Annotated in this window: 25 protein-coding genes and 1 pseudogene; 13 read left to right on the top strand and 13 right to left on the bottom strand. The window is 70.5% G+C overall.

The window, feature by feature from the left end:
* The 6 genes and pseudogenes from SACMADRAFT_RS30470 to SACMADRAFT_RS17775 form a co-directional block, all read right to left on the bottom strand.
* A pseudogene (locus SACMADRAFT_RS30470) lies at window positions 1-926 on the bottom strand (hypothetical protein); the annotation flags it as partial.
* Window positions 896-1,243 (bottom strand): NADH-quinone oxidoreductase subunit A, encoded by a 348-nt coding sequence (locus SACMADRAFT_RS17795; RefSeq protein WP_009155222.1) that lies wholly within the window; start codon window positions 1,241-1,243, stop codon window positions 896-898. The gene SACMADRAFT_RS17795 and the pseudogene SACMADRAFT_RS30470, both read right to left, overlap by 31 nt.
* Before the next feature lie 171 nt (window positions 1,244-1,414).
* Entirely contained in the window at window positions 1,415-2,896 is a 1,482-nt protein-coding gene (locus SACMADRAFT_RS17790; protein ID WP_050998159.1) for a multicopper oxidase family protein, read from the bottom strand.
* Window positions 2,893-3,123, bottom strand: coding sequence for an SHOCT domain-containing protein (locus SACMADRAFT_RS17785; RefSeq protein ID WP_009155220.1), 231 nt, complete (start codon window positions 3,121-3,123; stop codon window positions 2,893-2,895). The genes SACMADRAFT_RS17790 and SACMADRAFT_RS17785 overlap by 4 nt, the downstream gene beginning before the upstream one ends.
* Window positions 3,124-3,151: 28 nt before the next feature.
* The gene (locus SACMADRAFT_RS17780; RefSeq protein ID WP_040926553.1) at window positions 3,152-3,544 is read right to left on the bottom strand and encodes a DUF302 domain-containing protein; all 393 of its coding nucleotides are present in this window, start codon (window positions 3,542-3,544) and stop codon (window positions 3,152-3,154) included.
* A 119-nt stretch (window positions 3,545-3,663) separates the two neighbouring features.
* Window positions 3,664-4,119 (bottom strand): DUF7144 family membrane protein, encoded by a 456-nt coding sequence (locus tag SACMADRAFT_RS17775; protein ID WP_009155218.1) that lies wholly within the window; start codon window positions 4,117-4,119, stop codon window positions 3,664-3,666.
* A 309-nt stretch (window positions 4,120-4,428) separates the two neighbouring features.
* Here SACMADRAFT_RS17775 and SACMADRAFT_RS17770 point away from each other — a divergent pair, with 309 nt between their 5' ends.
* The 3 genes from SACMADRAFT_RS17770 (at window position 4,429) to SACMADRAFT_RS17760 (ending at window position 7,675) form a co-directional block, all read left to right on the top strand.
* A complete protein-coding gene (locus SACMADRAFT_RS17770) occupies window positions 4,429-5,385 on the top strand; it encodes a catechol 2,3-dioxygenase (protein ID WP_009155217.1) in 957 nt (318 codons plus the stop codon).
* Window positions 5,386-5,438: 53 nt separating this feature from the next.
* On the top strand, window positions 5,439-6,560 hold the full coding sequence (locus tag SACMADRAFT_RS17765; RefSeq protein ID WP_009155216.1) for a 5-methyltetrahydropteroyltriglutamate--homocysteine S-methyltransferase: 1,122 nt from the start codon (window positions 5,439-5,441) through the stop codon (window positions 6,558-6,560).
* Between the two features lie 122 nt (window positions 6,561-6,682).
* Entirely contained in the window at window positions 6,683-7,675 is a 993-nt protein-coding gene (locus tag SACMADRAFT_RS17760; protein WP_232285424.1) for a PDR/VanB family oxidoreductase, read from the top strand.
* Window positions 7,676-7,710: 35 nt separating this feature from the next.
* Here the strand turns inward: SACMADRAFT_RS17760 and SACMADRAFT_RS17755 are convergent, their stop codons facing one another.
* The gene (locus SACMADRAFT_RS17755; RefSeq protein ID WP_009155214.1) at window positions 7,711-8,427 is read right to left on the bottom strand and encodes a response regulator; all 717 of its coding nucleotides are present in this window, start codon (window positions 8,425-8,427) and stop codon (window positions 7,711-7,713) included.
* Window positions 8,428-8,743: 316 nt separating this feature from the next.
* Between SACMADRAFT_RS17755 and SACMADRAFT_RS17750 the strand changes: the two genes are divergently transcribed.
* From SACMADRAFT_RS17750 to SACMADRAFT_RS17720, 7 genes are all read left to right on the top strand, one after another.
* Complete coding sequence (locus SACMADRAFT_RS17750; protein WP_040925754.1) at window positions 8,744-9,853, top strand: NDMA-dependent alcohol dehydrogenase; 1,110 nt, start codon at window positions 8,744-8,746, stop codon at window positions 9,851-9,853.
* Window positions 9,854-9,974: 121 nt separating this feature from the next.
* On the top strand, window positions 9,975-11,444 hold the full coding sequence (locus SACMADRAFT_RS17745) for an aldehyde dehydrogenase family protein (protein WP_009155212.1): 1,470 nt from the start codon (window positions 9,975-9,977) through the stop codon (window positions 11,442-11,444).
* The gene (locus tag SACMADRAFT_RS17740) at window positions 11,431-12,429 is read left to right on the top strand and encodes an LLM class F420-dependent oxidoreductase (protein WP_009155211.1); all 999 of its coding nucleotides are present in this window, start codon (window positions 11,431-11,433) and stop codon (window positions 12,427-12,429) included. Before SACMADRAFT_RS17745 ends, SACMADRAFT_RS17740 begins: the two co-directional genes overlap by 14 nt.
* Window positions 12,426-13,544: an NDMA-dependent alcohol dehydrogenase gene (locus SACMADRAFT_RS17735; RefSeq protein ID WP_009155210.1), complete on the top strand. Its 1,119-nt coding sequence runs from the start codon at window positions 12,426-12,428 to the stop codon at window positions 13,542-13,544. The genes SACMADRAFT_RS17740 and SACMADRAFT_RS17735 overlap by 4 nt, the downstream gene beginning before the upstream one ends.
* A gap of 31 nt (window positions 13,545-13,575) precedes the next feature.
* Window positions 13,576-14,880: a phenylacetate--CoA ligase family protein gene (locus SACMADRAFT_RS17730; RefSeq protein ID WP_009155209.1), complete on the top strand. Its 1,305-nt coding sequence runs from the start codon at window positions 13,576-13,578 to the stop codon at window positions 14,878-14,880.
* 5 nt (window positions 14,881-14,885) lie between these two features.
* A complete protein-coding gene (locus tag SACMADRAFT_RS17725) occupies window positions 14,886-15,989 on the top strand; it encodes a zinc-dependent alcohol dehydrogenase (protein WP_009155208.1) in 1,104 nt (367 codons plus the stop codon).
* 24 nt (window positions 15,990-16,013) lie between these two features.
* Window positions 16,014-17,015: an amidohydrolase family protein gene (locus tag SACMADRAFT_RS17720; RefSeq protein WP_009155207.1), complete on the top strand. Its 1,002-nt coding sequence runs from the start codon at window positions 16,014-16,016 to the stop codon at window positions 17,013-17,015.
* Between the two features lie 112 nt (window positions 17,016-17,127).
* Here SACMADRAFT_RS17720 and SACMADRAFT_RS17715 read toward each other — a convergent pair whose 3' ends face one another.
* Both SACMADRAFT_RS17715 and SACMADRAFT_RS31205 read right to left on the bottom strand, forming a co-directional pair.
* Window positions 17,128-17,640, bottom strand: a complete 513-nt coding sequence (locus tag SACMADRAFT_RS17715; protein WP_040926550.1) for a pyridoxamine 5'-phosphate oxidase family protein — start codon at window positions 17,638-17,640, stop codon at window positions 17,128-17,130.
* A 46-nt stretch (window positions 17,641-17,686) separates the two neighbouring features.
* Complete coding sequence (locus SACMADRAFT_RS31205) at window positions 17,687-18,949, bottom strand: GAF domain-containing sensor histidine kinase (RefSeq protein ID WP_009155205.1); 1,263 nt, start codon at window positions 18,947-18,949, stop codon at window positions 17,687-17,689.
* A gap of 525 nt (window positions 18,950-19,474) precedes the next feature.
* Here SACMADRAFT_RS31205 and SACMADRAFT_RS17705 point away from each other — a divergent pair.
* From SACMADRAFT_RS17705 to SACMADRAFT_RS17695, 3 genes are all read left to right on the top strand, one after another.
* Window positions 19,475-20,803, top strand: coding sequence for an ABC transporter substrate-binding protein (locus SACMADRAFT_RS17705; RefSeq protein WP_009155204.1), 1,329 nt, complete (start codon window positions 19,475-19,477; stop codon window positions 20,801-20,803).
* A gap of 158 nt (window positions 20,804-20,961) precedes the next feature.
* Window positions 20,962-21,237, top strand: a complete 276-nt coding sequence (locus SACMADRAFT_RS17700; protein ID WP_040925753.1) for a muconolactone Delta-isomerase family protein — start codon at window positions 20,962-20,964, stop codon at window positions 21,235-21,237.
* Between the two features lie 3 nt (window positions 21,238-21,240).
* Window positions 21,241-21,996, top strand: a complete 756-nt coding sequence (locus SACMADRAFT_RS17695) for an SDR family NAD(P)-dependent oxidoreductase (protein ID WP_009155202.1) — start codon at window positions 21,241-21,243, stop codon at window positions 21,994-21,996.
* A 16-nt stretch (window positions 21,997-22,012) separates the two neighbouring features.
* On the opposite strand, the gene SACMADRAFT_RS17690 is transcribed toward SACMADRAFT_RS17695, so the two are convergent.
* The 4 genes from SACMADRAFT_RS17690 to SACMADRAFT_RS17675 form a co-directional block, all read right to left on the bottom strand.
* Complete coding sequence (locus SACMADRAFT_RS17690) at window positions 22,013-22,822, bottom strand: IclR family transcriptional regulator domain-containing protein (protein WP_009155201.1); 810 nt, start codon at window positions 22,820-22,822, stop codon at window positions 22,013-22,015.
* Between the two features lie 92 nt (window positions 22,823-22,914).
* Entirely contained in the window at window positions 22,915-24,387 is a 1,473-nt protein-coding gene (locus tag SACMADRAFT_RS17685) for an amidohydrolase family protein (RefSeq protein WP_009155200.1), read from the bottom strand.
* A complete protein-coding gene (locus tag SACMADRAFT_RS17680; protein WP_009155199.1) occupies window positions 24,384-24,917 on the bottom strand; it encodes a DoxX family protein in 534 nt (177 codons plus the stop codon). Before SACMADRAFT_RS17680 ends, SACMADRAFT_RS17685 begins: the two co-directional genes overlap by 4 nt.
* Window positions 24,917-25,786, bottom strand: a complete 870-nt coding sequence (locus SACMADRAFT_RS17675) for a dioxygenase family protein (RefSeq protein ID WP_009155198.1) — start codon at window positions 25,784-25,786, stop codon at window positions 24,917-24,919. Before SACMADRAFT_RS17675 ends, SACMADRAFT_RS17680 begins: the two co-directional genes overlap by 1 nt.
* Window positions 25,787-25,861 lie beyond the last annotated feature (75 nt).

The raw sequence follows: 25,861 nt of genomic DNA, 5'->3' as shown, positions 1-25,861 counted from the left end.
TCGGCCGTGCCGGGTGGCTCAGCCGACTCCTGGTCGGGTCGCATCGCCCGGTCGAGGAGGCGGTAGAGCCTGCCGAGCGCGTCGCCCCGCAGCCCGGCGGGCACGCCGTTCTCGCCGGTGTTGCCGATGCCCGCCAACGACCAGCGAAGCGTGCGCGAGCGCCGCACCCTGCGCGCCCACGATGCCAGCGCGGGTTCGTCGCGCTCACCGCGTAGCACGCCGTCGCGCAACCTCCGGGCGCCCGCGGCGGCGTCGGCCCAGCCCGCGACGGTGAGCAGTCGCGCGCAGGAGTCCAGCGCCCGTGCCGAGGGCGGCCTGCTCGCCCACAACGGTGCGCGCGTGACACCGTCGAGCCCCAGCACCTCGACGGTGGCCTCCTGCACGATGTCGCCCTGCACCTGCGCGCGCACAGCGAGCCCGGCGGGCCAGTGCGGCAGCGCGGGTCCCAGCGGCAGCAGCAGCCGATCCAGCGTCAGCCCGTCCCGGTCGGGAAACCGGTCGGCCATGCCCACCTCGTCCTCCTCCTGCCGGGAGATGGCGCCGGGGTCGGGCCTGCCCGCGACACGCAGCGCGTCCGCCGCGGCGGCCAGTTCGGCGGCGGTGGCGGTGGCGCCGGCCTCGAGTCGCACCCGTACCCGGGGCGCCGGCAGTTGCCGCCAGACCGCCTCGAGGTAGGGCCGCAGCTGCTCCGGCAACGGGCCCGCGATGACGAACAGGTTCGCCTCGGCCGGGCTGTCGGCTTCCCACCAGCCGCGTTCCCGCACCACCCGCTCGGCGGCGAGCCGCGCCCGCGTACCGCCCGGGGTGGTCACGACCAGCGGCCGCGGCGGGGTTCGCCGCGACAGCCAGGATGTCAGGCCCTTCCGTGGTTTCGGGTTCGCCGGGTGCAACTCGGTCAGGTCCAACGCAGCGCCCCCTCCCGCCACGCGTAGACCACTCCCGCGACGAGGATGGCGAGGAAGACGAACATCTCCACCACCGCGGAGGTGCCCTTTTCTGCGACGACCAGCGTCCACGGGAACATGAACACCATCTCCATGTCGAACGCCAGGAAGATCATGGCGACGGCGTACCAGCGGACGTGGAACCGCGACACCGCGTGCTCTCGGGGGTCGTGCCCGGACAGGAACGGGCGCACGTTCGCGGCCGTGTCAGCGCTACGCAGCAGGAAAGCCGCGCCGTACAGCGCGGCCGCGAGCAGCAACATCACTGCCAACAGCGTGAGTGCGCCGCTGGTGTTCATGCCGGACTCACCCCTCGCGACCGGTTCGCGGTGCTTCGCCAGCCACGGGGCTACCCACGATCGAGCGTGGTATTCCCCGCCGCACGCGAAGGGGCGGCGCGCCACGGGGCGGAGGTCACGGTCGCGGGCACGGCCGCAACGGCCGGGTCCGGTCCACGAAGGAGTGTGAGCTCAGGGCTTGACGTGCACCGTCGCCATCATCCCCAGGTCCTCGTGGTCGAGGATGTGGCAGTGGTAGACACTGCGCCCCGGGAAGTCGGCGAATCGCACCCGCAGCCGCACCCAGCCGCCCGCGGGCACGAGCACGACGTCGCGCAACGTGTCCGGCGTCGTGGAACCGGTGCTGGTCTCCACCACCTGGAAGGGCCACACGTGCAGGTGGAACGGGTGGTCCATCGGGGTGCTGTTGGTCACCAGCCATTCCTCCGTGGCCCCAAGCGCGGGGCGCTGGTCGGTGCGTTGCGGATCGAACTGCCTGCCGTCGAAGCCGAAGTTCATGCCGGGTCCACGCATTCCCATACCCATGGTGAAGGCGATCTGCCGACGGTTGTCCACCGGACCGGGCCGAAGCGAGTTCGGCGGCGTCGGCAGCGGCCCCGGCAGCGGTGCGGCTGCCGAGGACTGCCCCGACACCGCCAGCCGGGCCACGGTGATCGGCCCGGTCGCCGTGGCCGTACCCGGTCCCATACCGCCCATGCCACCCATGCCGGGATGGCCGCGGTCGAAGGGATCGGTCAGCAGCCGGTAGTCGCCGGGGTCTTGCGGGCGTACCAGCACGTCGGCGCGGCCACCGGGAGCCAGCACGAGCCGGTCGCGTTCCACCGGGGCGGGAAGGAACATGCCGTCACTGGACAGTTGCGCCAGCCGGTGGCCCTCCAGCCGCAGCGACAGCACCCTGGAGGTGCAGGTGTTGATGAGGCGCCAGCGCTGCGAGGTGCCCGCCCGCGCGGACACCACCGGTCGGTGCTGGCCGTTGACCAGCACCAGATCTCCCTGCCTGCCCATCATCCTGCCGGGTGGTCCCGGTGACACCACGTTGCCGGAACCGTCGAGCGAGATGTCGGAGATGAGCAGCGGCCGGTCGGCGGCGGTGCCGAGGTCGGGCCCGCCCCGGACCACGATCGCACCGGCCAGCCCACCGAACACCTGGTCGGCCACGTAACCGTGCCGGTGAGGGTGGTACCAGAAGGTGCCGGGCGGGTGGTCCTCGGGCAGCCGGATCTCGTAGTCGAAGGTCTGGCCCGGCTCGATGCTCAGGAACGGGTTGTCCCCGTTGCCCTCCGGCGAGACGTGCAGCCCGTGGGTGTGCAGGTTGGTGGGCTGATCCAGCTCGTTGACCAGCCGAACTCGCAGCACCTCACCCGGCCGCAGCCGCAGGGTCGGGCCGGGGGAGCTGCCGTTGAAACCCAGCGCCGAGGTGGACCTGCCCGCCAGCGACACTCCCGGCGCCGCGGTGAGCGTCAGCGCCAGCACGCCGTCCCTGCTGGAAACCTGCTCGGGGTCAGTGAGCGGATCACCGCTGGCGGCGGCCTCGGAGCGATCGGTGGAGGTTCCGATGCCGGTCACCCAGCCGGTCACCCCTGCCGCCACGCCCGCCGTTCCCGCGGCGGCCAACACGAGCGCGCTCCTGCGGCCGAACCGGTTCGCGCTCACTCCAGTTGTGCCCGTCGCCTGCGGTACTCCTCCTCGTCGATCTCGCCGCGGGCGTAGCGCTCGTCCAGTATGCGGCGGGCCGACGAGCTGTCCTGCCAGGAGGAATCCCGGGGCGGCGTCGGGCGGCCTCGCGACCACAGCACCGCGGCCGCCACGAGGGCGAGCAGCCCCAACACCACGAGCGTGGGCCAGATCCACATCCAGCCCATACCCCAACCGCCCATCATCGCGACGTCACCTCCACCGGTGCGCGCCTCATCCGGCGGTCAGTGTCCGCAGCGCGTCGCGCAGCCTGCGACCGGCCTCGTCGGCGATCGGTTGCAGCTTCGGCTCGTCCGGCACGCTGACCATGACCTGCGGGTCGAGCGCCTCCACGACGGTCGCTTCCCCTTCCGAGCGCAGCACCACGTTGCACGGCAGCAGCAGGCCGATGCGGTTGTCGACGCCGAGCGCGCGGTGGGCGAGTTGAGGGTTGCATGCGCCCAGAATCCGGTAGGGCTGGGTTTCCTCACCGAGCTTTTCGCGCAGCGTCGCTTGCACGTCGATCTCGGTGAGGACGCCGAAGCCCTGTTCTGCCAGCGCCGCGCGGACGCGGTCCTCGGCCTGCTCGATCGGCGCGTCGAGCCGCACCGCCATCCCGTACTCCACCGGCCACCTCATTACTGTCGTCGCCTGCGGTTTCCGCCAGCCGGGTACCCGGTCCAGGAGCGGCCACACGTGGGCGGCTCAACGCCCGAGCCACCCACGTCCCACCGGGCGTGGAGGGGCTATTCCTGGAGTTGCTTGGCCTCACCGCCGTGCACCGCGAGAGCGTAGACCACGACGACATCCAGCGCGATGATGATCGTTGCCCACACCGGGTAGGCGGGCAGGAAGGCCAGGTTCACGATCGCGCTGAGCACGGCCAGCACGATGCCGACGATGCGTGCCCACAACTGTCCGGCCAGCACGCCGAACCCGGCGAGTATCACCAGTGCGGCCACACCCACGTGGACCCAGCCCCACGCGTTGTAATTGACGCTGACGACGAGCCCGTCCTGGCCGACGACGTAGAAACCCGGGTCGAGAATCGCGACGATCCCGGTGATGGCGTGGAAGGCGCCCATCAGAATCATGATGACGCCGGCGAAGACCACCCAGCCCAGCCATCCGAAAGACTGCGGCTCCGGCCGTTCGTGCGTCGTTCGGCCGTGGGCGGTCGAGGCGTCTCCCATCGCGTTCATGACGTGCTCCTTTCGGGCAGGTCCGCGGCGGGCGCGGACCCGGTCTCCGGGCAGGCCGGTACGGCCCCTGGCGAAGTCTTCCCCTGCGGACTCGTCCGAAACGTGAGCGAAGAACGGCTCGGTGGCACGAAGCGGTGAACGTTTCCCGCAGAACTCGCGGGCGGGAGCGCAGAACTCGCGGGCGGGAGCGGGGGACTCGCCGACGGGAGCGGGGGACTCGCGAGGCGGGTTTCAAACGAAATTGTTGACAATCTTGTCAACGTCTGCGTAGGTTCGATCAGCGACAGGCAAGACCCGGAGGAGTTGGCAATGGCGCCCCTGCACGAGATCGCCCACCTTGGACACGTGGAGCTGCTGACACCGCACCCGCAGCAGAGTCTGTGGTTCTTCACCCACGTGCTCGGCCTCACCGAGAACGGTCGCGACGGCGACTCCGTATACCTGCGCACCTGGGACGACTACGAGCACCACAGCCTCAAGCTCACCGCCCACCACACCTCCGGTATCCGGCGCACCGCGCTGCGCGCCTGCAGCGAGGAGGCGCTGCATCGCAGGGTCGCCGCACTGCAACAGGCAGGGCGCGGCATCGGCTGGATCGACGGCGATCCCGGCATCGGCCCCACCTACCTGTTCACCGACCCCGACGGCCACGAGTTCGAGCTGTACTGGGAGTCGCAGTGGTACCAGGCCCCTGACGAACTGCGGCCCTCGCTGAAGAACCAGCCGCAGGCCTACCCCAGCACCGGATTCAGCGTGCGCAGGCTCGACCACGTCAACTTCCTCGCACAACAGACCCTGCCCAACGGCGACTTCCTGCGCGAGACGCTCGGCGCCGAGGCCACCGAGCAGATCCAGCTCGACGACGGCACCATCGCCGCGCAATGGCTGCACTTCAACAACAAGTCCTACGACATCGTCTACACCAACGACTGGACAGGCAGCCGTGGCAGGCTGCACCACATCGCCTTCGCCACCGACACCAGGGAGGACATCCTCCGCGCGGCCGACATCTGCCTGGAAAACGACGTCTTCATCGAGACGGGGCCGCACAAGCACGCCATCCAGCAGACGTTCTTCCTCTACGTCTACGAGCCAGGTGGCAACCGCATCGAACTGTGCAACCCGCTGACCCGGCTGGTGCTCGCACCGGACTGGCGCACCATCACCTGGACCGAGGCGGAGCGGGCCAAGGGCCAGGCGTGGGGGCTGAAGACCATCGAATCGTTCCACACGCACGGCACACCACCGGTCGACCAACCACACTGAATCCGGCCGTTGCGGCCGCGAGCAAGTAAGGCGCACAGGAAGTGGGACGTGTCATGACAACCACACCACCGTTTCGAGCCGACCACGTCGGAAGCCTGCTGCGCCCGCCGGAGTTGTTGCGGGCGAGGCAGGACCACGCCGCAGGTGACATCGACCGCGCGCGGTTGCGCGAGGTGGAGGACGAAGCCATCCGCGAGGTGGTCCGCGCGCAGGAGTCGGTCGGGCTGCCGTCGGCCACCGACGGCGAGTTCCGCCGCACCTACTGGCACATGGACTTCATCGAGCAACTCGGCGGGATCGAGATCGATCGCGAACACGTCCGCGACGTGGAGTTCCACAACGAGCGCGGCACGCTGCACTGGAAGGCCGCCCCGCCGCGCGTGGTCGCGAAGGTGCGACTGGAACACCCCATCTTCGCCGAGGACTTCGAAAGGCTGCGGGAGTTGACCACGACCGCGCTGCCGAAGCAGACGATCCCCTCGCCGAGCATGGTGCACTACCGTGGCGGCAGGTCGGTGGTCGATCCGGCGATCTACCCGGACATGGAGGAGTTCTGGGCCGACCTGTCGGCCGCCTACGCCGAGCAGGTGCGGGCGCTGGCCGAGCGTGGCTGCCGCTACCTGCAACTGGACGACACCAGCCTGGCCTACCTCAACGACCCGAGGCAGCGCGCGGCGATCGCCGAGCAGGGCATGGACCCCGACACCCAACACCTGCGCTACATCAGGCAGCTCAACGCCGCGATCGCCGACCGGCCCGCGCAGCTGTCGGTCACCACGCACCTGTGCCGGGGCAACTTCCGCTCGTCCTGGGTGGCAGAGGGCGGCTACGACCACGTCGCCGAGGCACTGTTCGGCGAGTTGGCCGTCGACGGCTTCTTCCTGGAGTTCGACGACGCGCGTTCCGGCGACTTCTCCCCGCTGCGGTTCGTGCCCGCGGGCAAGCGGGTCGTGTTGGGGCTGGTGACCACCAAGCGCGGCGAGCTGGAGTCCAAGGACGACCTCAAGCGGCGCATCGAGGCGGCGGCCAGGTACGTGCCGCTGGAGCAGCTCTGCCTCTCGCCGCAATGTGGATTCTCTTCCACAGTGGAGGGAAACGCGCTGACGGTCGACGAGCAGTTCGCCAAGCTGGAGCTGGTTGTCGAGGTGGCAGACGAGGTGTGGGGCAGGTGCTGATCCGAGACGGATGACCTGGCCGGGGCACGACATTTCGCCACGCCGGTCAGGTCATAGGCGAGTTACACCCGCGACCGCCCGCACATTAGTTTCGGCTTCTTCGGCAATCCCAGTACCGGCAGGTGGCGAAGGAGCTGATCGACGTGGTGCCGACCGTGGAGGTCGTCGTGGTGTCGCGCAACACCGAGGCCGAGTCAGTCATATCGCTGGAACTCGGCTCCGCCACCGGCGAACCGCTGCCGTCGTGGACCCCGGGTGCCCACCTCGACGTGTGGCTGCCGAACGGGCTGATCCGGCAGTACTCGCTGTGCGGTGACTGCGGTGACACCGGTGACACCGGTGACACCGGCAGCGGCACCTGGCGCGTGGCGGTGTTGGCCGAACCGAGAAGCCGGGGCGGCTCGGCATGGCTGCACGACAACGCCACCGAGGGCACCCGGCTGAAGGTGGTGGGCCCGCGCAACCACTTCGAACTGTTGCCCGCGCGGGGGTACGTGTTCATCGCGGGCGGGATCGGCATCACCCCGCTGCTGCCGATGGTCGCGAAGGCGCAGCGCGACGGTGCCGGGTGGCGGCTGTGGTACGGCGGCCGGTCCCGGCGGTCGATGGCCTTCCTCGAGGAGCTGGAGCGCTACGGCGAGCGGGTCCGGGTGTGGCCGCAGGACGAGCACGGCCTGCTGGACCTTCCCGCGATTCTCGGCGAACTCGAGTCGGGAACGCTGGTGTACTGCTGCGGTCCGGCGAGCCTGCTCGACGCCGTGCAGGAACACTGCCGCGAGCTGCCACCGAAAACCCTGCACGTCGAGCGGTTCACCGCGAGCGAGCGGCGCGACGGCGGCGAGGACGACCGGCCGTTCGAAGTGGAGTGCGCGGCGTCAGGGCTCACCGTCACCGTGCCGGCGGGAGTGTCCATTCTGGATTCCCTGGCGCGGGCCGGCGTCGAGGTGCCCTCCTCGTGCACCGAGGGGGTGTGCGCCACCTGCGAGACCGTGGTGCTCGACGGCGAGCCCGACCATCGCGACTCCGTGTTGTCCGAGGAGGAGCGCGAGGAGGGCGAGGTGATGATGATCTGTGTCTCGCGCGCCAAGGGCGGGCGGCTCGTGCTGGACGTGTGAGTCGCCAGCGCCGCCAGCGCCGGTCGTGTCGCCGCTCAGCGGCCGCCGTGCGGCGGGGGTACGAGTCCGCGCTGAACCGCGACCACGGCCGCCTGGGTGCGGGAGGTGAGCCCGAGCTTGCGCAGCACGTTGCTGACGTGGGTGCGCGCCGTGCGCTCACTGATGTACAGCTCGTCGGCGATCTCCTGGTTCGACTGTCCCTTGGCGACCAGCGCCAGCACCTCCAGTTCCCGCCTGGTGAGTGTGGCCGCCTCGCCGCCCGGTGAGACCAGCGTGTTGGTCAGTTGCCTGGCCACGGCGGGGTCGAGGAACATCTCGCCGCCCGCCGCCGCTCGGATGGCTGCCACGACCTCTCCCGGCTCCGCGTCCTTGAGCAGGTAGCCGCACGCGCCGCTGGTCAGCGCGGCCCGCACCCGCTCGATCTCGCCGAAACTGGTGAGCACCACCACACCGACGCCTGGGTGGCGGTCGTTGATGCGGCTGATGGTGGCGATGCCGTCGAGCTTGGGCATGAGCAGGTCGAGCAGCACCACGTCGGGCGCCTCGCCGTACGCGGCCATGGCGTCGATCTCCCGCAGTGCCTGCTCCCCGTCCGCGGCCTCACCGACGACCTCGACGTCGACGATGACGTCGAGATAGGCACGCAGGCCCCGGCGAACCACCGCGTGGTCGTCCACGATCAGCACCCGGATCGGCCGCGCACCCTCCCGGCGCCCCGAGTCGAGCAGCGCGTCGTGCGTGGCACCAGACATCGCACATCCTCCTTGTCGCTGTGCAACCGGCGCGGCACACCGTGTAGCGGACAAACGTCCGGATACCGGCCATGGTACAGCGTCACCCGCGCCGCGTTCCCGGGTCAAGGCAGCCGCCCGCGCCGGTGGCAGCCGGAACCCGCAGGTGAGACAGATGTCTCTGCCGGACCCGGTTGCCGCGTCCGTACCCGGCTAAGCCTGCCGCCGTAGCCGCCGTTCGCGGTCCCACCGCATCTTCCGCGACGCGGAAGCGGTGTCGATGTCGGGTGCATCGGCTGGGCATCGTTGGGAGTCGCCTGAGGGAAACGGGGTGCTCATGAGTCAGACCACGCGTGCGGCCATCTGTCGGGAGCCCGGCAGGCCGTGGGAGATCGCCGAACTCGACCTGGACGAACCAGGGCCCAACGAGGTCCGCGTCAAGTTCCACGCCGCGGGCCTTTGCCATTCCGACGACCACATCCAGAAGGGCGACGCGCAGATGCGCTTCCCCGTCGTCGGTGGCCACGAGGGCGCGGGCGTCGTCGACGCGGTCGGTGCCGACGTCACCAGGGTCGCCGTCGGTGACCACGTCGTGTGCTCGTTCATCCCCGCCTGCGGTGCCTGCCGGTACTGCTCGACCGGCAGGCAGAACCTGTGCGACGAGGGCAAGAACGCCGCCACCGGCATGTTCGCCGACGGCACCTTCCGCTTCCACCACGAAGGAGAGGACCTCGGAGGGCTGTGCGTGCTCGGCACGTTCTCCCAGTACGCCGTGGTTTCGGAGTGGTCGTGCATCACGATCGGACAGGACATCCCGTTCGAAATCGCCGCGCTGGTCGGCTGTGGCGTGCCCACCGGCTGGGGTTCGGCGGTGTACGCGGCGGGCGTGCGCGCGGGGCAGACCGTGGTGATCTACGGCGCGGGCGGTGTCGGCAGCAACGCCGTGCAGGGAGCGCGATACGCGGGCGCCAAGAACGTCGTCGTGGTGGACCCGGTGGAGTTCAAACGGGACATGGCGGCGGTCTTCGGCGCCACCCACACCTTCGCCGACGCCAAGGAAGCGCACGACTTCGTGGTGGAGACGACGTGGGGCGAGCTCGCCGACCACGCGATCATCACCGTGGGGATCCTGCACGACGAGGTGATCGCCAACGCCATCGACATCGTCGGCAAGAGCGGGCAGGTCACCATCACCGCCGTCGGTAACGGGTCCGTCGACACCCATCCCGGACCGCTGATCGGTTACCAGCGCCGGGTGCAGGGCGCCATCTTCGGCGGCTGCAACCCGCTCTACGACGTGCCCAGGCTGCTGGGCCTGTACCGCTCCGGCGACCTCAAGCTCGACGAGCTGATCACCCGTCGCTACCGGCTCGAAGAGGTCAACCAGGGCTACGAGGACATGCTCTCCGGCAAGAACATCCGCGGTGTGATCCTGCACGAACACTGAGAACGGGCCGCGCAGGGCCGCTCCACGCGCCCGCTTCAGCGCCCCACCCCGCCCTCAGCGTTTCACGCCAGTGCCTTCACCCGCCTTCAGCAACGACGCTCAAGCCCAAGGAGACACCAACATGACGCTCGCTCCTCCAGGACCGCCCGCAGTGCTGCCGAAGGACAACGCCCACCTGATCGGTGGGGAGTGGGTCGCGGCGACGAGCGGCGAGGTCATCGAGGTGCTCAACCCGGCGACCGGCGAGGTGCTCGCCAGGGTCCCGCGCGGCGGAGCGGCCGATGTGGACGCCGCCGTTTCCGCGGCGGCTCAGGCCTTCCCCGCCTGGCGCGACACCAGCCCCAGTGTGCGGGCCTCGCTGCTGAACCGGTGGGCGGCGCTCATCGACGAGCGCGAGTCCGAACTGGACCAGCTGGAGTCGCAGGAGGTCGGCCGGCCGCACTGGGGGCCGACGCCGATGGCAGGGATGGTGCGGTTCATCGCGGGACAGGCCGACAAGATCAGCGGGCTGAGCCTGCCCTCGCACACTCCCGACGTGCTCGGGCTGACGCTGCGCGAGCCCTACGGCGTGGTCGGCAGCATCATCCCGTGGAACGCGCCGGGCCCGATGTTCGCCAACGACGTCGCCGCCGCCATCGCGGCGGGCAACTGCGTCGTCGTCAAGCCCGCCGAGGACGCGCCGCTGACACCGCTCGCGCTGGCCGGGTTGGTGCTGGAAGCAGGCATCCCGCCGGGAGTGGTCAACGTCGTCACCGGCTACGGCGTCGAGGCGGGTGCCGCGCTGCCCGCCCACCCCGGCATCTCCAGGATGAGCTTCACCGGCTCTCCCGCAACCGGCTCGGCCGTCATGGAGGCCTGCGCGAAGCGGATCGTCCCGCTGCACCTCGAGTTGGGCGGCAAGTCACCGCAGGTGGTGCTCGCCGACGCCGACCTCGACGCCGCGATCCCGGCCATGGTGCGCAGCATCACGCTCAACACCGGCCAGATCTGCGCGGCGGGTTCCCGCGTCGTCGTCGACCGTTCCATCCACTCCGAGGTGGTGCGCAGGCTGGCGGAGGGCATGGCCTCGGTGCGGATCGGACCGTGGTACGAGAACGTCCAGATGGGACCGCTGATCAATGCCAAGCAGCGGGAGCGGGTGCTCGGTTACCTCGAATCCGGCCGCGAGGAGGGCGCCGAAGTCGTCACCGGCGGCGGCGTGCCGTCGGGGGAGGCGTTCGAGCGCGGCTTCTTCGTCGAGGCCACCCTGTTCGACAAGGTGGAGCCGGGAATGCGGATCGCGCAGGAGGAGATCTTCGGCCCGGTGCTGTCGGTGATCCCCGTCGACGGGGCCGAGGAGGCGCTTCAGGTCGCCAACGGCACCGACTACGGACTGGTGGCTTCGGTGTGGACCAGGGACGTCGGCAGCGCCGTGGCCATGGCGCGCGGCCTGCAGGCGGGCCAGGTGGCGGTCAACGCCGCACTCGGCGCGGGACTGATCGGCGGCCCGTTCGGCGGCTACAAGCGAAGCGGTTTCGGCCGCACCATGGGCGCCGACGCGGTGCTGGAGTACACCCAGGTGAAGACGGTGTCGATCCGTGGCACGGCCTGAGCACGGTGAGCTTCGGCTGCGGGTGCTGATGGAGCCCCGGCACGGAGCCACCTACACCGACATCCTGGCGCTGGCGAGGGCCACCGAGGACGCGGGCTTCGACGCGTTCTTCCGCTCCGACCATCTGATGGGCGTGGACCCGCAGGACTCGACCTACCGGCCCACCGACTGCTGGACCACCCTGGGTGGGCTGGCGCGCGACACCCACCGGGTGCGGCTCGGCGCGCTGGTGGGCGCCGCGACGTTCCGCGGTCCCGGACTGCTGGCCACCATCGTGGCCTCTGCCGACGAGATGAGCGGCGGCCGGTTGGAACTCGGCCTCGGCACCGGCTGGTACGAGCGTGAGCACGCCGCCTTCGGCCTGCCGTTCCCGCCGACCGGGGAGCGGTTCGACCGGCTGGAGGAGCAGTTGGAGATCATCACCGGGCTGTGGCGCTCGGCCGGTGACGCTTCGCCGTTCTCCTTCCAGGGCAAGCATTTCAGCATCGACGACAACCGGACGCCGCCCAGGCCTGCGCAGCGGCCGTACCCGCCGATCATCATCGGCGGCACGGGCCCGCGCCGGACACCCGCGATCGCCGCGCGGTTCGCCGACGAGTTCAACGGGGCGCTCGGCGGCGACCTGCGGGAGCGTTTCGAGGTGTTCGCCCGCGCCTGCGAGGCCATCGGGCGCGACCCGGGGCAGGCACGCCGCTCCGTGGTGCTGCCCGTCGCCTGCGGCGCCGACGAGGCCGAGGTACGGCGCAGGGCCGAGGTGATCGGCTCGGAGTTCATGCGGACCAACGCCGCCATCGGATCGCCGGGACTGGTCACCGACCGCATCGCGAGCCTGGCGCAGGCCGGCGCCGACACCGTCTACCTGCACATCTACGACATCCACGATCTCGAGCACATCGCGCTGCTCGGCACCGAGGTGCTGCCGCACGTCACGGAATCGGTGCCCGCCGCGGCCGGTGCCGTGACCCCGCAACGGAGGCCCGAATGAGGATAACGACGCGCTCGGCCATCGCCCGCGAGGCGGGTACGCCCTGGGAAATCACCGAGCTGACCCTCGACGAGCCGAGGGCACACGAGGTCAGGGTGCGCTTCCACGCCTCCGGCCTTTGCCACTCCGACCACCACATCACGCAGGGCGACGCGCACGTGCGGTTCCCCATCGTCGGCGGGCACGAGGGCGCTGGGATCGTGGAGTCCGTCGGCCCGCACGTGCGCAGGGTCAAGCCGGGCGACCGCATCGTCTGCTCCTACATCCCGGCCTGCGGCGCGTGCCGGCCGTGCTCGACCGGCCACCAGAACATGTGCGTGGCGGGCAAGAACGCCGCCACCGGCATGTTCGCCGACGGCACCTTCCGCTTCCATCTCGGCGAGGAGGACCTCGGCGGGTTCTGCACGCTGGGCACCTTCTCCGAGTACGCGGTGGTGTCGGAGTGGGCCTGCATCCCGCTGCCGGACGACATCCCGTTTGAGATCGGGGCGCTGGTCGGCTGCGGCGTGCCCACCGGCTGGGGCTCGGCGGTGTACGCGGCCGAGGTTCGTGCGGGGCAGACCGTGGTGATCTTCGGTGCGGGCGGTGTCGGCAGCAACGCCGTGCAGGGTGCGCGGTTCGCGGGCGCCAAGCACGTCGTCGTCGTTGATCCGGTGGAGTTCAAGCGCGAGATGGCGATGACCTTCGGCGCCACCCACACCTTCGCCGACGCCGAGCAGGCACGCGAGTTCGTGGTCGACGCCACGCGCGGCCAGCTCGCCGACCACGCCATCTGCACGCCCGGCGTGGTCACCGAGGAGATTGTCAACGCCGCGGTGCAACTCGTCGGCAAGGCGGGCAAGGTCACCGTCACCGCCGTCGGCAAGAGCGGTGAGCACGCGGTACACGTGCACGCGGGCTTTCTGATCAGTTACCAGCGCCAGATCCGGGGCGCGCTGTTCGGCGACTGCAACCCGCTGTACGACGTGCCGAGGTTGCTGGGCCTGTACCGCTCCGGCGACCTCAAGCTCGACGAGCTCATCACCAGGAAGTACCGGCTGGACGAGGTCAATGAGGGCTACCGCGACCTCGTGGAAGGCAAGAACATCCGCGGCGTACTCGTCCACGAGCACTGACCGACACCGACCGCGAGAGGATTCCCACCGCGTGGCCACATCGAGTTTCGTCCCGCCCTCGGAGGCGGAAGCCGTCGAGGCGCTGCTGCGCGAGCAGTTGAGCGGCCTGCCCGCCAGATCCCCGTTCTACGCGCAGCTGTTCGCCGAACACGGAGTGACTCCCACTGCCTTCACCTCGCTGGACGACCTGCGCAAGCTGCCGTTCACCAGCAAGCAGATGCTGCGTGACTCGCAGGCGCAGTCGCCGCCGCTGGGCAGGCACGCGGGCGCCGACATGGCAGACGTCATCCGGCTGCACGCCTCCACCGGAACCACCGGCACTCCGAGCTGGGTCGGTGTCACCAGGCGGGATGCCGACTCGTGGACCGAGATGGTGGCGCGCGCCTTCTCCACCATGGGCGCCACCCGCGAGGACGTCGTGCTGCACGCAGCGGGGCTGACGCTGTTCGTGGGCGGGCTGCCGATCCGGGACGCGTTGGAGCACATCGGCTGCACGGTGGTGCCGATCGGCACCGGCGCGTCGGAGAAGGCGCTGCTCGCGCTGCAGACGCTGGGGGTGACGGCACTGCACTCCACCCCCTCCTACGCCCGTTACCTCGCCGAGTACCTGCGCGAGCGCGGCTACGACCCGAAGCAGTTCGGGGTCCGCAAGATCCTCGTCGGCGGCGAGCCCGGCGGCGGCGAACCGGCGTTTCGCGAACACGTCGAGCGGGAATGGGGCGCACCCGTCACCGAGGGACTCGGCAACGCCGACATGGCGCCGGTGATCTTCGCGGAGGCGCCGGGCGACGACGGGATGCGGTTCACCGGGGGCAGGCATGTGGTGGTCGAGCTGATCGACCCCGAGAGCGGGGAACCGATCGACGTCGAGCCCGGGGCATCGGGCGAGCTGGTCTACACCGCGGTCGACCGCGAGTGCTGCCCGCTGGTTCGGTTCCGCACCAGGGACCGGGTACGGGTCACCGGAAGGGCCGCCGACGGCGTGCCGCTGATCCGTTGCGTCGGCCGCACCGACGACATGCTCATCGTGCTCGGCGTCAACGTGTTCCCCTCGGCGGTGCGCGACATCGTGCAGACCCTGCACCCGCGCACGACCGGCGCTGTCCAGGTGGTGCTGCCCAAGCCGGGACCGAAGGTGGAGCCGCCGCTGCGCGTCGAGGCTGAGTGGGGCGCGCAGCCCGGCGACCACGAGGAGTTGCGGCGCAGCCTGGAGTCGCTGCTGCGGTCGCGGCTGTCGGTTCGCACCGACGTGACGCTCGTTCCGCCAGGAACGATCGCGCGCTCGGAGATGAAGACCAAGCTGACGCGGGTCGTCGGCGAGAACGGAAAGGGCTGAGCCCGATGGCGGACATGGTGCGCGCGGCGGTGCAGGTGGGGCCGCGCAAGATCGAGATTCGCGAACTGCCCCGCCCGAAGATCGGCCCGGACGACGGTCTGTTGCGGGTGGAGGCCAACGGCATCTGCGGCAGCGACGTCGAGATCTACAAAGGACACATGCGCGGTGACGGCGGCCCGTTCGTTCCCGGCCACGAACCGCTCGGGATCGTGGAGGAGGTCGGCGAGCGGGCGGCGCAGCGCTGGGGCGTCCAGCCCGGCGACCGGGTGGCGCTCGAGGTCATCGTGCCGTGCCGCTCCTGCCACAACTGCCTGACCGGGCGCTACCAGTCCTGCCCCAACCGCAAGTACGGGCACGGTGTGACCCCGCTGGACGTGGAACCGGGCCTGTGGGGTGGCCTGGCCGAGTACCTCTACCTCACACCGGGGGCCGTGCTGCACAAGGTGGACGCGAGCCTGCCCGCGGAACTGGCCGCGATGTTCAACCCGCTCGGCGCGGGGGTGCGGTGGGCGGTGCACCTCGGAGGGGCCGGGCTGGGCGACACGGTGCTGGTGCTGGGTGCGGGCCAGCGTGGCATCGCCTCGGTGATCGCGGCCAAGGCCGCGGGCGCGGGCACGGTGATCGTCACCGGGCTGCGGTCCGATGCGCACAAGCTGGCGCTGGCCGAGGAGTTCGGCGCCGACCACACGGTCGTCGTCGACGGTGACGGCGGTGCCGACGTCGTCGAGCGGGTGCGGGAGATCACCGACGGCGCCATGGCCGACGTGGTGTTGGAACTGACTCCGATGGCGACCCAGCCGGTCACCGACGCGCTGCTGGCCGCGCGGCACGGCGGGCGCGTGGTGCTCGCCGGGCTCAAGGGCGGCCGGGAGGTGCCGCTGAAGACCGACCTGATCATCAACAGGGCGCTGTCGGTGGCGGGCGCGTTCGGCGTGGACGCCCGTGCCTACGCCGAAGCCATCGCCATCATCGAGTCGCGGCGCTTCCCGCTGGAGAAGCTGCACACCCACACCTTCGGGCTGGACGACACGGCGCTGGCCATCGAGACCCTGGCGGGCGAGGTGCCCGGTTCCCAGGCCGTGCACGTGTCCGTTCACCCGAACTCCTGAGCGAAACCGACCGGAGGCTTTGCCGTGCTCGTCGACACCCATGCCCACCTGCTGCCGAAGGACTACCCGGCCGACGCGCCGGAGTGTTTCCCGAAAATGGAGCCCGTCGACGGTGACACCGCGCGGACCCTGCTGTTCGGCAACACCAGATTCAAGGCCCGCGACGTGTTCTTCGAGGGCGAGCGGCGCGTCGAGGCGATGGCGGAGTCCGGCGTCGACGCCGAGGCCGTCTCCCCGATGCCGCCGCTGCTGCGCTACGACCTGCCAGCCGCCGACGGGCTGTCGCTGGCCAGGCACGTCAACGAGTTCACGGCCACGCTGTGCTCCCACGACCCGGCGAAGCTGCTGGGCCTGGGCATGGTGCCGATGCAGGACGTGGACGCCGCCACCAAGGAACTGTCGGCGGTCAAGGACGCGGGCCTGAAGGGCGTGGAGATCGCGTCCAACGTGCTGGGTGTCTCCGTGGGAGACGAGCGTTTCCTGCCGTTCTTCCAGGAGGTGCAGCGACTGGACCTGGCGGTGTTCGTGCACGCGATGCCCGCCCCGATCGACCGGCTGCCCGCCTCGGGCATCGGCACCTACGTGGTCGGCATCGAGGGCGCGCTGGCCGCGTCGTCGATGATCCTGGGCGGTACCGCGGCGAAGTGCCCCGACCTGCGGATCTCGTTCAGCCACGCCGCCGGTGGGTTTCCGCTGATGCTGCCGAGGGCGCAGTACTTCTGGTCGGGGGTGTGGAACGAGGAGCCCCCGGTGCCGGAGCGCGCGTTCGCCTACGAGGAGGGCCCTTCACCGCTGGACTACGCGCGCCGCTTCTACTACGACTCGATGGTGTTCGACCGCAGGGCGCTGCGCTACGTGATCGACCTGCTCGGCCACGACCGCATCCTCGTGGGTTCGGACTTCCCCGCGATGCCGCGCGAGGACCCGGCCGCGCGGACGCTGAACTCGCTGGGGCTGCCCGCCGACGCGCTGGCCGACATCACCCACCGCAACGCCTACCGGTTTCTCGGCATCGGTGAGGGCTGAGTCCGATCCGGCACCGCATCGGGGAGCACCGGATCGAGCAGTTGGCCGGCGCACCGGGCCGGAGCGCCCGGATCAGCGCACCCGGATCAGCGCACCGGATCAGCGCACCGGATCAGGCATTGTGCAGGAAGGGGGCGGTGCTGCCGCCGACCGGCATGGCGGGCAGGCCGAGCTTGCGGTGGTCCCAGGAGCGGACCCGCTTGGGTTCCACGCGCACGATCACCCGCTTGTTCAGCATCATCTCCAGCATCGGCCGCGCCTGTTCGGTGTAGGGACCGTGGTAGCGCTCGAACACGTTCACCCCGGCCGCCCAGTACTCCTCGTCGGCCGGATCGTCGATCAGGTGCGCGGTGCCCTCCACCGAGACCCCGCGTAGCTGGTCGTAGGTGTCTCCTGACTCGACCATGCACACCACGGTGGGGTCGCGGCGCAGGTTCACGGCCTTTTGCGACTTGGCCTTGGTCTCGAAGTAGATGCGACCGTCGAGGTAGCCGTACCACATGGCCACCAGGTGCGGCGTGCCGTCGGGGCCGTTGGTCGCCAGCGTGGCCACCCGGCCTCGGCCGAGGAACTCCGCGATCTCGTCGTCGGTCATGCGCACTTCGGCCCGCTGATTCACACCCACGCCGCCGACCGTACCGCCTGCTCCGAGCGCGCCGGTGTGGCCGGGATCACTCGACGGGCACCGCGCCCTCCACGCCGACGAGGCCGACCTCGGCACGCACCGTGCTGCCGTGCTGCGAGCCCTCGAGGCGAAGGCTGCCGCCCCAGCGGTGTGCCCGGTCGCGCATCGAGACCAGGCCGAGCCCGCCCGGCCTGCCCACCTCGGCGCCGACACCGACGCCGTCGTCGCTGACCTGCAGCACTACGCGCTGCCGGGAGCCGTCGCCGGTGGTGGTCAGTGTCACCTCGGCGGCTCGCGCCCCGGCGTGTTTGACGACGTTGTGCAGGGCTTCCTGCGCGATCCGGTACAGGTCCTCCTGCAGGTCGGTGGGCAGGTCGGGCAACTCGTCGGCATGGAAGCCCACCCGCAGTCCCGACGCCGACGCCACGGACTCGGTGTGCGTGCGCAGCGCGGCGACGAGTCCGCGACCCACCAGTTCGGCGGGGTGCAGTTGCAGCACGAGGCTGCGCAGGTCGGTGAGGGCGTTGTGGGCGAGGTCGAGCAGTTCGTCGGCCACCGCGCGAACACCGCCCGGCCCGCCGGGCAGCCCGGAGTCGACCTGCGCGCGCAAGGCCTTGGCCTGCATCCGCATCGAGAAGACCTGCTGCACCACCGAGTCGTGCAGTTCCCGTGCCAGCCGGGCGCGCTCCTCCATCTGCGCGTCGTGGCGGGAGCGGGCCAGCAGGTCCGCCGAGTCCACCGCCATGGCCGCCTGGTCGGCCATCGCGTCGAGGAACTCCAGCGTCTCGTCGCCGGGGTCCTCGCCGGAGGAGTAGTAGGCGTTGAGCACGCCGACCGTTCTGCCGCGCACCACCAGCGGCACCGCGACGAAGGTGTCCCAGTCCGGGCCACCCATGATGCCGTGCAGCGGCGCCCACGCCGGGTCCGCGAGCACCGCCTCCTTGCGATGTGGCACGACGATGCGCTTCTGGGCCTGGTACGCCTCCACGAACAGCATCCGCGCGCCCAGTTGCCTGCACTGTTCCAGCCGCTGCGCGAAGTCCTCCGCGTCGGTGAAGCCCGCCTTGCCCACCACCCGCATCATCCCGCCCTCGACCCGGATGATCTGCGCGGCGGCGATGTGGGTGGCCTGCACGACCTCGCGCGCCACGACGTCGAGGGTGACCGAGAGCGAACCCGCGTCGGCCACGCTGGAGGCGGCCCTGGCGATGGCGGCGAGCCTGCGCTGGCCACGCCTGGCGTCGTCGAAGGAACCCGCGTCACCCGCGGGCCGCCCGCACTCCGGGCAGCGCCCGTCCTCACCGCTCACCTGTCCAGTGTTGCCACCGCGGCGCCCGCGCGGCAAGCATTCGGCGCAGCCGCACAGCCCCGGGCGAGACGAATGGCGTAGCTGTCGCCGCGAACACCGCGCTCGCTTCCGTCCCGCGAAATGAGGGGTGCCCGCGCCCTGCCGAATCAGGACGCTGTCGAGTTGTCGGTGACCCGCGTCACACTGCGGGCGCCGCCCGGACCGGACCACAAGGGAGTGGACACGTGAGACTCGAAGCGCGATGCAAGCCCTGGCAGGCGTTGTTGCTGGCGCCGGTGCTCGTCCTCGCCGCGTGCGCGGGGGGCGGTGACGACGCGGGAGGGCAGGAAGCGGCGGGCCCACCGCAACGCGGCGGCGAGCTCACCGTGTTGGAGGACAGTGCCTTCACCGGTGGCTGGCCCTCCGGGCTCGACCCGGCGACGAACACCACCGGCGGGGCGAACATCTCCCAGATGAGCGCCATCTACGGCGGCCTGTTCCAGTTGCGCGCCGACGGCGGCGACTCCGAACGGCTCCAACGCGGAAGTGAAGCCCCACCAGGCCGAAAGCTACGAACTGCTCGACGGCGGCAAGACGGTGAAGATCACCATCAGGGAAGGGATCACGTTCACCGACGGCACTCCGTTCGACGCCGAGGCGGTGGCGTTCAACTTCCGGCGTGACATCGAGTCGCCGTGCACCTGCTCGCCGACCTGGCCGCTGGCGGAGCAGGACGGCATCACCGTCGAGGACAACCGCACCGTGGTGCTGCGGTTCACCCGTCCCTACGCCGCGGTGATCAACTCCTTCCCGGTGTCCAATGTCAACTGGATCGCCTCACCGACCGCGCTGGAGAAGGCGGGCGAGGAGAAGTTCAAGATCAACCCGGTCGGTGCGGGGCCGTTCAAGGTGGTGTCCAACAAGCTCAGCTCCGAGCTGGTGCTGCAACGCAATCCCGACTACTTCAAGGAGGGCCTGCCCTACCTCGACAAGCTGACCTTCAAGTCGGTCGGTGGCGATCAGCCCGCCTACCAGGCGCTGCTCGCCGGGCAGGGCGATGCCTACGAGGGCTTGAGCACTACCCCGCTGCTGGAGCAGGCACGTTCCAACGGCAGGCTCACGGTCACCGTGCAGCCCGCCACCTCGCCCTACGTCATCCAGCTCAACACCAAGGCGAAGCCGTTCGACGACAAGCGAGCACGGGAAGCCATCTACTACGCCACCAACTTCGAGGCGATCTCGGAAGGGTTGTTCAAGGGCCTGTACCCGGTCAGCCAGCTGTTCACCGGGCCGGGAGGGCTGTTCCACCACCAGACGGTTCCCGGTTACCGCACCCACGACCCGGCCAAGGCCAGGCAGCTCGTCGACGAGTTGGGTGGGCTCAGCGTCGAACTCGGCACGCTCGGCAGCTACGTTGCCCAGCAGGTGATGACCGCGCTGCAGACCCAGTGGCAGGAAGCGGGCATCAAGGTGAAGGTCGACACCTACCAGCTGTCCACACTGGTCCAGCAGTTCAATTCCGGGAAGTGGCAGGCGATGTTGCAGACCGCCGGAGCGTGGGACCCGGCGGCGGGCGTCGGTGTCGGGTTCCGGTTCTCCTCGCAGTCACCGTTCAGCGGTGTGGCCGACCGGCAGCTGGAGGACCTGCTCAACCGGGCGGCGGCCAGCGTCGACCCGCGCGAGCGCGACGAGCTGTACCAGCAGGCGGGCAAGTACATCAGCGACAACGCCTACGCCCCGTTCGGGCTGGCCTTCGCCCCGGCCAACCTCGCGGTCGAGGGAGTGCACGCTCCCGGCCTCACCACCAAGATCCCGCCGATCGTGGTGAACCCCGGGGTGATCTGGGAGGAGGCGTGGAAGAGCAGCGGCAGCTGACCGGTAGCTGACGCATGGCCGGTCGTGACGCCTCTGCGACACACGACGTAGCCGGCATGCGACACCTCGCCGGGCGAAAGGGGGCATCGAGGCGATGCCGCCTCGCCCGGCGAGGCCCTACCGTGTGCGGCGTTGGCGGCACAGCGAGGGAGTGGGACGTGGAATTCCTGGTGCGGGCGGACAACAACCTGCCACCGGACATGCCGGAGCAGCGCAGGAACGAGTTGCGCGCGGCGGAGCGGGAGCGCGCCGTGCGGCTGCGTGAGGACGGCACGCTGCAGCGGCTGTGGCGCGTGCCCGGCAGGACGGGCTGGATCGGGTTGTTCGAGGCACCCGACGCCACGGCGCTGCACGACGCGCTGGCCTCGCTGCCGCTGTGGCCGTGGCTGGACGTCACCGTCGAGCCGCTGGCGACCCACCCGCAGGAGCGCTGAGACATGCCTGGCGGGCTGTCCGGCCGCGTCGCCGTGGTCACCGGGGCCGCGGGCGGGCTCGGTGTCGCGATCGTGCGCAGGCTCTCCGCGGAGGGCGCCGCCGTCGCCGCGCTGGACATCGCCGAGCCCGACCACACCCTCGCCGAGGTGGGCTCCACCGGCCCAGGGCCGGTGCGCGCATGGCGATGCGACGTTGCCGACGCCGACCGGGTCGCCGCGGTGATCGCCGAGGTCCGAGCCGAACTGGGCGCGGTGGACGTGCTGGTGAACAACGCAGGCCTGCTGTCCGGCCGTGCCGGTTTCGAACACACCACCGCGCAGGACATGCACCGCTTCTTCGGGGTCAACGCGGTGGGGGCGCTGCACCTGACGCAGGCGTGCCTGGCCGACTTGTCGGCGTCCCGGCACCGGGGCAGGGTGGTCAACGTCGCCTCGCGCACCGCGTTCACGGGTGCGCCGGGCCAGCTCGCCTACGTGGCGAGCAAGGGTGCGCTGGTGTCGATGACGCGCGTGCTGGCCCGCGAACTCGGCGAGCACGGCATCACGGTCAACGCGGTGATGCCCGCGCAGGTGCCCACGCCGGGTACCCGCGCTCACTCCACCGACGAGGTGTTCGAAAGAACCAGGCAGCAGCAGGCCATCCGCGAGGAGGTCACCCCGCAACACTTCGCCGGGCTCATCGCCTACCTCGCCGGTGACGACGGCGAGCTCATGACGGGCCAGAGCCTCGTCTACGACGGGGGAGGGCTGCTGCGCTGAGCGCCTCGCCTGCGGGTCAGCCCGCGGGCACCGGCACCGTGGCGATGGGCCGCGACTCCCACGCGGTCCAGTCGGCGCTGATCGAGCTGGCGGCGCGCAGCAGCAGCGGCAGGTGGGCCTCCACGAGGTGTTCCACGGACGTCTCCGCGGCGTGCGCGTTGACGTTGACGGCGGCCACCGTGCGGCCCTGCCCGTTGCGCACCGGCGCGGCCACTGACCGGATGCCCAGCGCGAGGTCCTGGTCGGTCACCGCCCAGCCTCTGGCGCGCACCTCCCGCAGCGTCTCCTCCAGTTCGTCCCTTGACGGGTTCCAGCGCGGTTCGATACCGGATCGGCTGGGGGTTGCGAGCACCCGGTCCAGTTCGGACTCCTCAAGCGCGGCGAGCAACACCTTGCCAAGCGAGGTCTGCGCCGCCGGGAACCGGGTGCCGATCGTGACCGCGAGCGTCACGAGTTTGGGTACCGCCACCCTGGCGACGTAGACGATGTCGGAGCCGTCCAGTTGCGCCATCGAGCAGGACTCGCCGGTGCGGTCCACCAGGTCACGCAGGTGCGGCTGCGCCAGCTCCCACACGTTGGTCGAGCCGATGTAGGCCATGCCCAGCTCCAGCACGCGCGGGGTGAGGCTGAACCCGGTGTCGCCGCCGCGCACGTACCCCAGCTCCTCCAGCGTGATCAGGATGCGGCGGGCGGTGGGCCGGGCCAGGCCCGCCTGCGCGGCCACCTCGCTCAGCGTCATGTGCGGCTTGCCCGGCTGGAAGCCGCGGAGCACGTCGAGGCCGCGTGCGAGCGCCTCGATGAAGTCCGGGCGGGCTTCCCGGCGCATCGGTCGTCCTTCCGGGGGGTGCGGGACGGGGAGCGGGCGGCCGGGGGGCCGCCCGCCCACCGGATGGTCACCGGACACTGTATCCGGCCCGGTCATGCCCGCTCGCGGCGCACGGCGACACCCTCGCCCCGGTACTCGCTGTAGGTGTAGGGGTTGGGGATCAACTCGGTCTCCGGAATCTCCGGCCGCATGCACTCGGTCCAGGTGTCCTCGCCCAGTTCCGCGCGGGTGAACTCCACGGTGCGCTCCACCTCGGCGCGCGCGGCGGTCAGGTCGATGCCGAGCAGTTGGTGCTCGTGCTTGACCACCCGGCCGTTGACGAGCACCGTGTGCACGTCGCCCCTGCCCGCCTGGAACACCACGTGCCCGTAGGGGTGCAGGATCGGGAACATCACCGGCGAGCGGTCGTTCTTGACGAGCACGACGTCGGCCTTCTTGCCGGGGGTGAGCGAGCCGATCACGTCCTGCAGGCCGAGTGTCCTCGCCCCGCCCATGGTGGCCCACTCCACGACGTGCTCGGCGCGCAACCTGTTGTGTACCACGGTCTCGTTGGCGGCCTGCGCCTCGAGGTGCTCGCGGGAACGGTCGGCCGACAGCGTCGCCCGCATGGCCGAGAACAGGTCGGCGCTCCACCACACGCTGGTGTCCATCGACAGCGAAACCGGGATGCCGTGCCTGCGCAGCCGCCAGCTCGGCGGGTAGCCCTGCCCCGCGCTCTGCTCGCTCTCGGTCGCCACGGAAGCCGCGCCGCCGGAGGCCGCGATGCGCTGGTAGGAGTCCTCACTGAGGCAGCAGGAGTGCACGTAGGTGACGCGCGGGTTCATGAAGCCGTGTTCCCACATCAGCTCGATGCCGCTGTCGCCGGTGGCGCCCCACACTCCCGCGTGCGTGGTCACCGGCAGGTCCAGCTCGGCGGCGGCTTCGAACGCCTTCTTCTCCGGGAATGCGGCGTCGCCGGTGACGTCGAAGGCCAGTTGCAGGCCGAGCATGTCGTCGCGGGAGGTGAAGTTGCGGTCGACGAAGGCCCGGAAGTCGGGGGAGTTCGTCCACTCCCACGGGGCGCCGAGCAGGTTGCCGTAGGCCAGCACGAACCGGCCGGGCACCGCGCGCAGCGCCTCCACCGCGGCGTCGCCGTGCTCGGGGGTCCACAGCCCGTGCGACCAGTCCAGCGTGGTGGTGACTCCGGCGTCGACGGCCTCGATCGCGGAAAGCAGGTTGCCCGCGTGGATGTCCTCGGGGCGGAAGATCTTGCCCCAGTTCAGGTAGTAGAACACGAAGTACTGCGACAGCGTCCAGTCCGCGCCGAAGCCACGCAACGCGGTCTGCCACATGTGCCGGTGGGTGTCCACCATGCCGGGCATGAGGATGCCGCCGGAGCAGTCGATCACCTCGGCGTCGTCCGGTGCGGGCAACTCGCGCCCGACCGATTCGATCCGCTCACCCCTGACGAGCACGTCGCCGCCGTCGAGGACGCCGATCGCCGGGTCCATCGACAGCACTGTGGCGTCGCGGAACAGGATGGGGCGGCCGTGCGCGAACCGCTCCGGCAGCGGTGTGGTGGTCATGTCTTCACCTCGTTGTGATCGGTTCCGCGCGACCGCACGACGCGGGCGCGCATGGTCAGCGGCACGGTGGCGGCGGCAAGGCCGACCAGCAGCGCGGCCAGGCCCCACACGTAGGAGGGCAGCTCCCACGGCCGCGACAGCCCGAGTGCGGCGTCCAGCGAAAGTGCACCGGGCCCCGAGAACGCCAGCACGGCGGCGAGTGCGCCGTAGGTGAACGGCACCTCGCAGCCACCCTGCTGTGCCCAGAACCCGTTGGGAGCCGTGGCCGCGGCGGCGACGGCCATGGTGCCGATCACCACGGCACTGCCCGCGGGGGTGAGCAGCCCGGCCGCGATCGAACCCGCGCCCGCGAGTTCGGCGACCGCGGCCACCAGCACCATGCGCCTGCCCGGCACGAAGCCCCACTTCTCGAACACGGCGGCGGTGCCCTCGCGACCCGCGCCGCCGAACCAGCCGAACAGTTTCTGCGTGCTGTGCCCGAACAGCAGCGCGGCGAGCAGCAGCCGAAGCAGCAACAGCGCCAGGTCCATCAGGTGCTCACCTCGCCATCGAGGACGAAGTCGAACTCGGCGTGCAGGTAGGGCACGTCGATGCTGCCGCCGTCGGGTGTTTCGCCGGGCTGCTTCTCCACGAACGGCACCACCAGCGCGTCCTTGGTGCCGAACACGACATCGGTGTCGAGGTAGTCGGCGCCCTGCTGGAACAGGTGGGTGATGAGCCTGGCGTAGCCGGGTTCGTCGATGAGGAAGTGCACGTGGGCGGGGCGGAAGTGGCTGATCTCGGTCGTGCCGATCAGTTCGCCGACCGGGCCGTCCATGGGGATCGAGTAGCCCAGCGGGGCGATGGTGCGCACGCAGTAGCTGCCGTCGTCGCGGGCGCGGTACTTCGCGCGCAACCTCGCCTCGTCGACCTCGGGCAGCTGGGCCTCGTAGGTGCCCTCGGCGTCGGCCTGCCACACGTCGAGCACGGCGCCGGGTACGGGCTTGCCGTCGGTGCCGGTGACGGTGCCGGTGATGAACAGCGGGGTTCCCGGCAGGCCGTCGGACATGTCCTGGCCGAACTCCGCCTCCGGTGAGCCTTCGATGTGGAACGGGCCGAGCACGGTGGCGGGCGTCGCCTGCTCGGAGAAGCGGTTGTTGAGCTGCACCACCAGTGTGCTCAGCCCGAGCACGTCGGAGCAGAGGATGAACTCCTGCCGCTTGTCGTCGCTGATCCGTCCGGTGGCGGCCAGCCATTCCATCGCCGCGGCCCATTCCTGTTCGGTGAGTCCCACCTCCCGCGCGAACTCGTGCACGTGCCGCACCAGCGCGGTCATCAGTTCGGCGAGGCGATCGGGGTGCGCGGTGGCCCAGCGCCGCACCGCGAGGTCGGTGATGTTGTCCTCGTTGACGAAAGCCATCGGTCTTCCTCTGTCCCAGATGTGTCGGACACTAGTCCGTGTGACGGACATTGTTGCCACAGTCCCGGGGCGCGG

Origin of the sequence: Saccharomonospora marina XMU15, from assembly GCF_000244955.1 — a bacterium.
Classification (GTDB): domain Bacteria; phylum Actinomycetota; class Actinomycetes; order Mycobacteriales; family Pseudonocardiaceae; genus Saccharomonospora_A; species Saccharomonospora_A marina.
Note: the sequence above shows the minus strand (reverse complement) of the source record. Positions and strands in the feature narration are given on the sequence as shown.

Coding starts and splice junctions, on each gene's coding strand:
- SACMADRAFT_RS17795 (WP_009155222.1), bottom strand. CDS start 1,243: ATGAACACCAGCGGCGCACTCACGCTGTTGGCAGTGATGTTGCTGCTC.
- SACMADRAFT_RS17785 (WP_009155220.1), bottom strand. CDS start 3,123: ATGATGGGCGGTTGGGGTATGGGCTGGATGTGGATCTGGCCCACGCTC.
- SACMADRAFT_RS17775 (WP_009155218.1), bottom strand. CDS start 4,119: ATGAACGCGATGGGAGACGCCTCGACCGCCCACGGCCGAACGACGCAC.
- SACMADRAFT_RS17770 (WP_009155217.1), top strand. CDS start 4,429: ATGGCGCCCCTGCACGAGATCGCCCACCTTGGACACGTGGAGCTGCTG.
- SACMADRAFT_RS17765 (WP_009155216.1), top strand. CDS start 5,439: ATGACAACCACACCACCGTTTCGAGCCGACCACGTCGGAAGCCTGCTG.
- SACMADRAFT_RS17755 (WP_009155214.1), bottom strand. CDS start 8,427: ATGTCTGGTGCCACGCACGACGCGCTGCTCGACTCGGGGCGCCGGGAG.
- SACMADRAFT_RS17750 (WP_040925754.1), top strand. CDS start 8,744: ATGAGTCAGACCACGCGTGCGGCCATCTGTCGGGAGCCCGGCAGGCCG.
- SACMADRAFT_RS17745 (WP_009155212.1), top strand. CDS start 9,975: ATGACGCTCGCTCCTCCAGGACCGCCCGCAGTGCTGCCGAAGGACAAC.
- SACMADRAFT_RS17735 (WP_009155210.1), top strand. CDS start 12,426: ATGAGGATAACGACGCGCTCGGCCATCGCCCGCGAGGCGGGTACGCCC.
- SACMADRAFT_RS17725 (WP_009155208.1), top strand. CDS start 14,886: ATGGCGGACATGGTGCGCGCGGCGGTGCAGGTGGGGCCGCGCAAGATC.
- SACMADRAFT_RS17695 (WP_009155202.1), top strand. CDS start 21,241: ATGCCTGGCGGGCTGTCCGGCCGCGTCGCCGTGGTCACCGGGGCCGCG.
- SACMADRAFT_RS17690 (WP_009155201.1), bottom strand. CDS start 22,822: ATGCGCCGGGAAGCCCGCCCGGACTTCATCGAGGCGCTCGCACGCGGC.
- SACMADRAFT_RS17685 (WP_009155200.1), bottom strand. CDS start 24,387: ATGACCACCACACCGCTGCCGGAGCGGTTCGCGCACGGCCGCCCCATC.
- SACMADRAFT_RS17680 (WP_009155199.1), bottom strand. CDS start 24,917: ATGGACCTGGCGCTGTTGCTGCTTCGGCTGCTGCTCGCCGCGCTGCTG.
- SACMADRAFT_RS17675 (WP_009155198.1), bottom strand. CDS start 25,786: ATGGCTTTCGTCAACGAGGACAACATCACCGACCTCGCGGTGCGGCGC.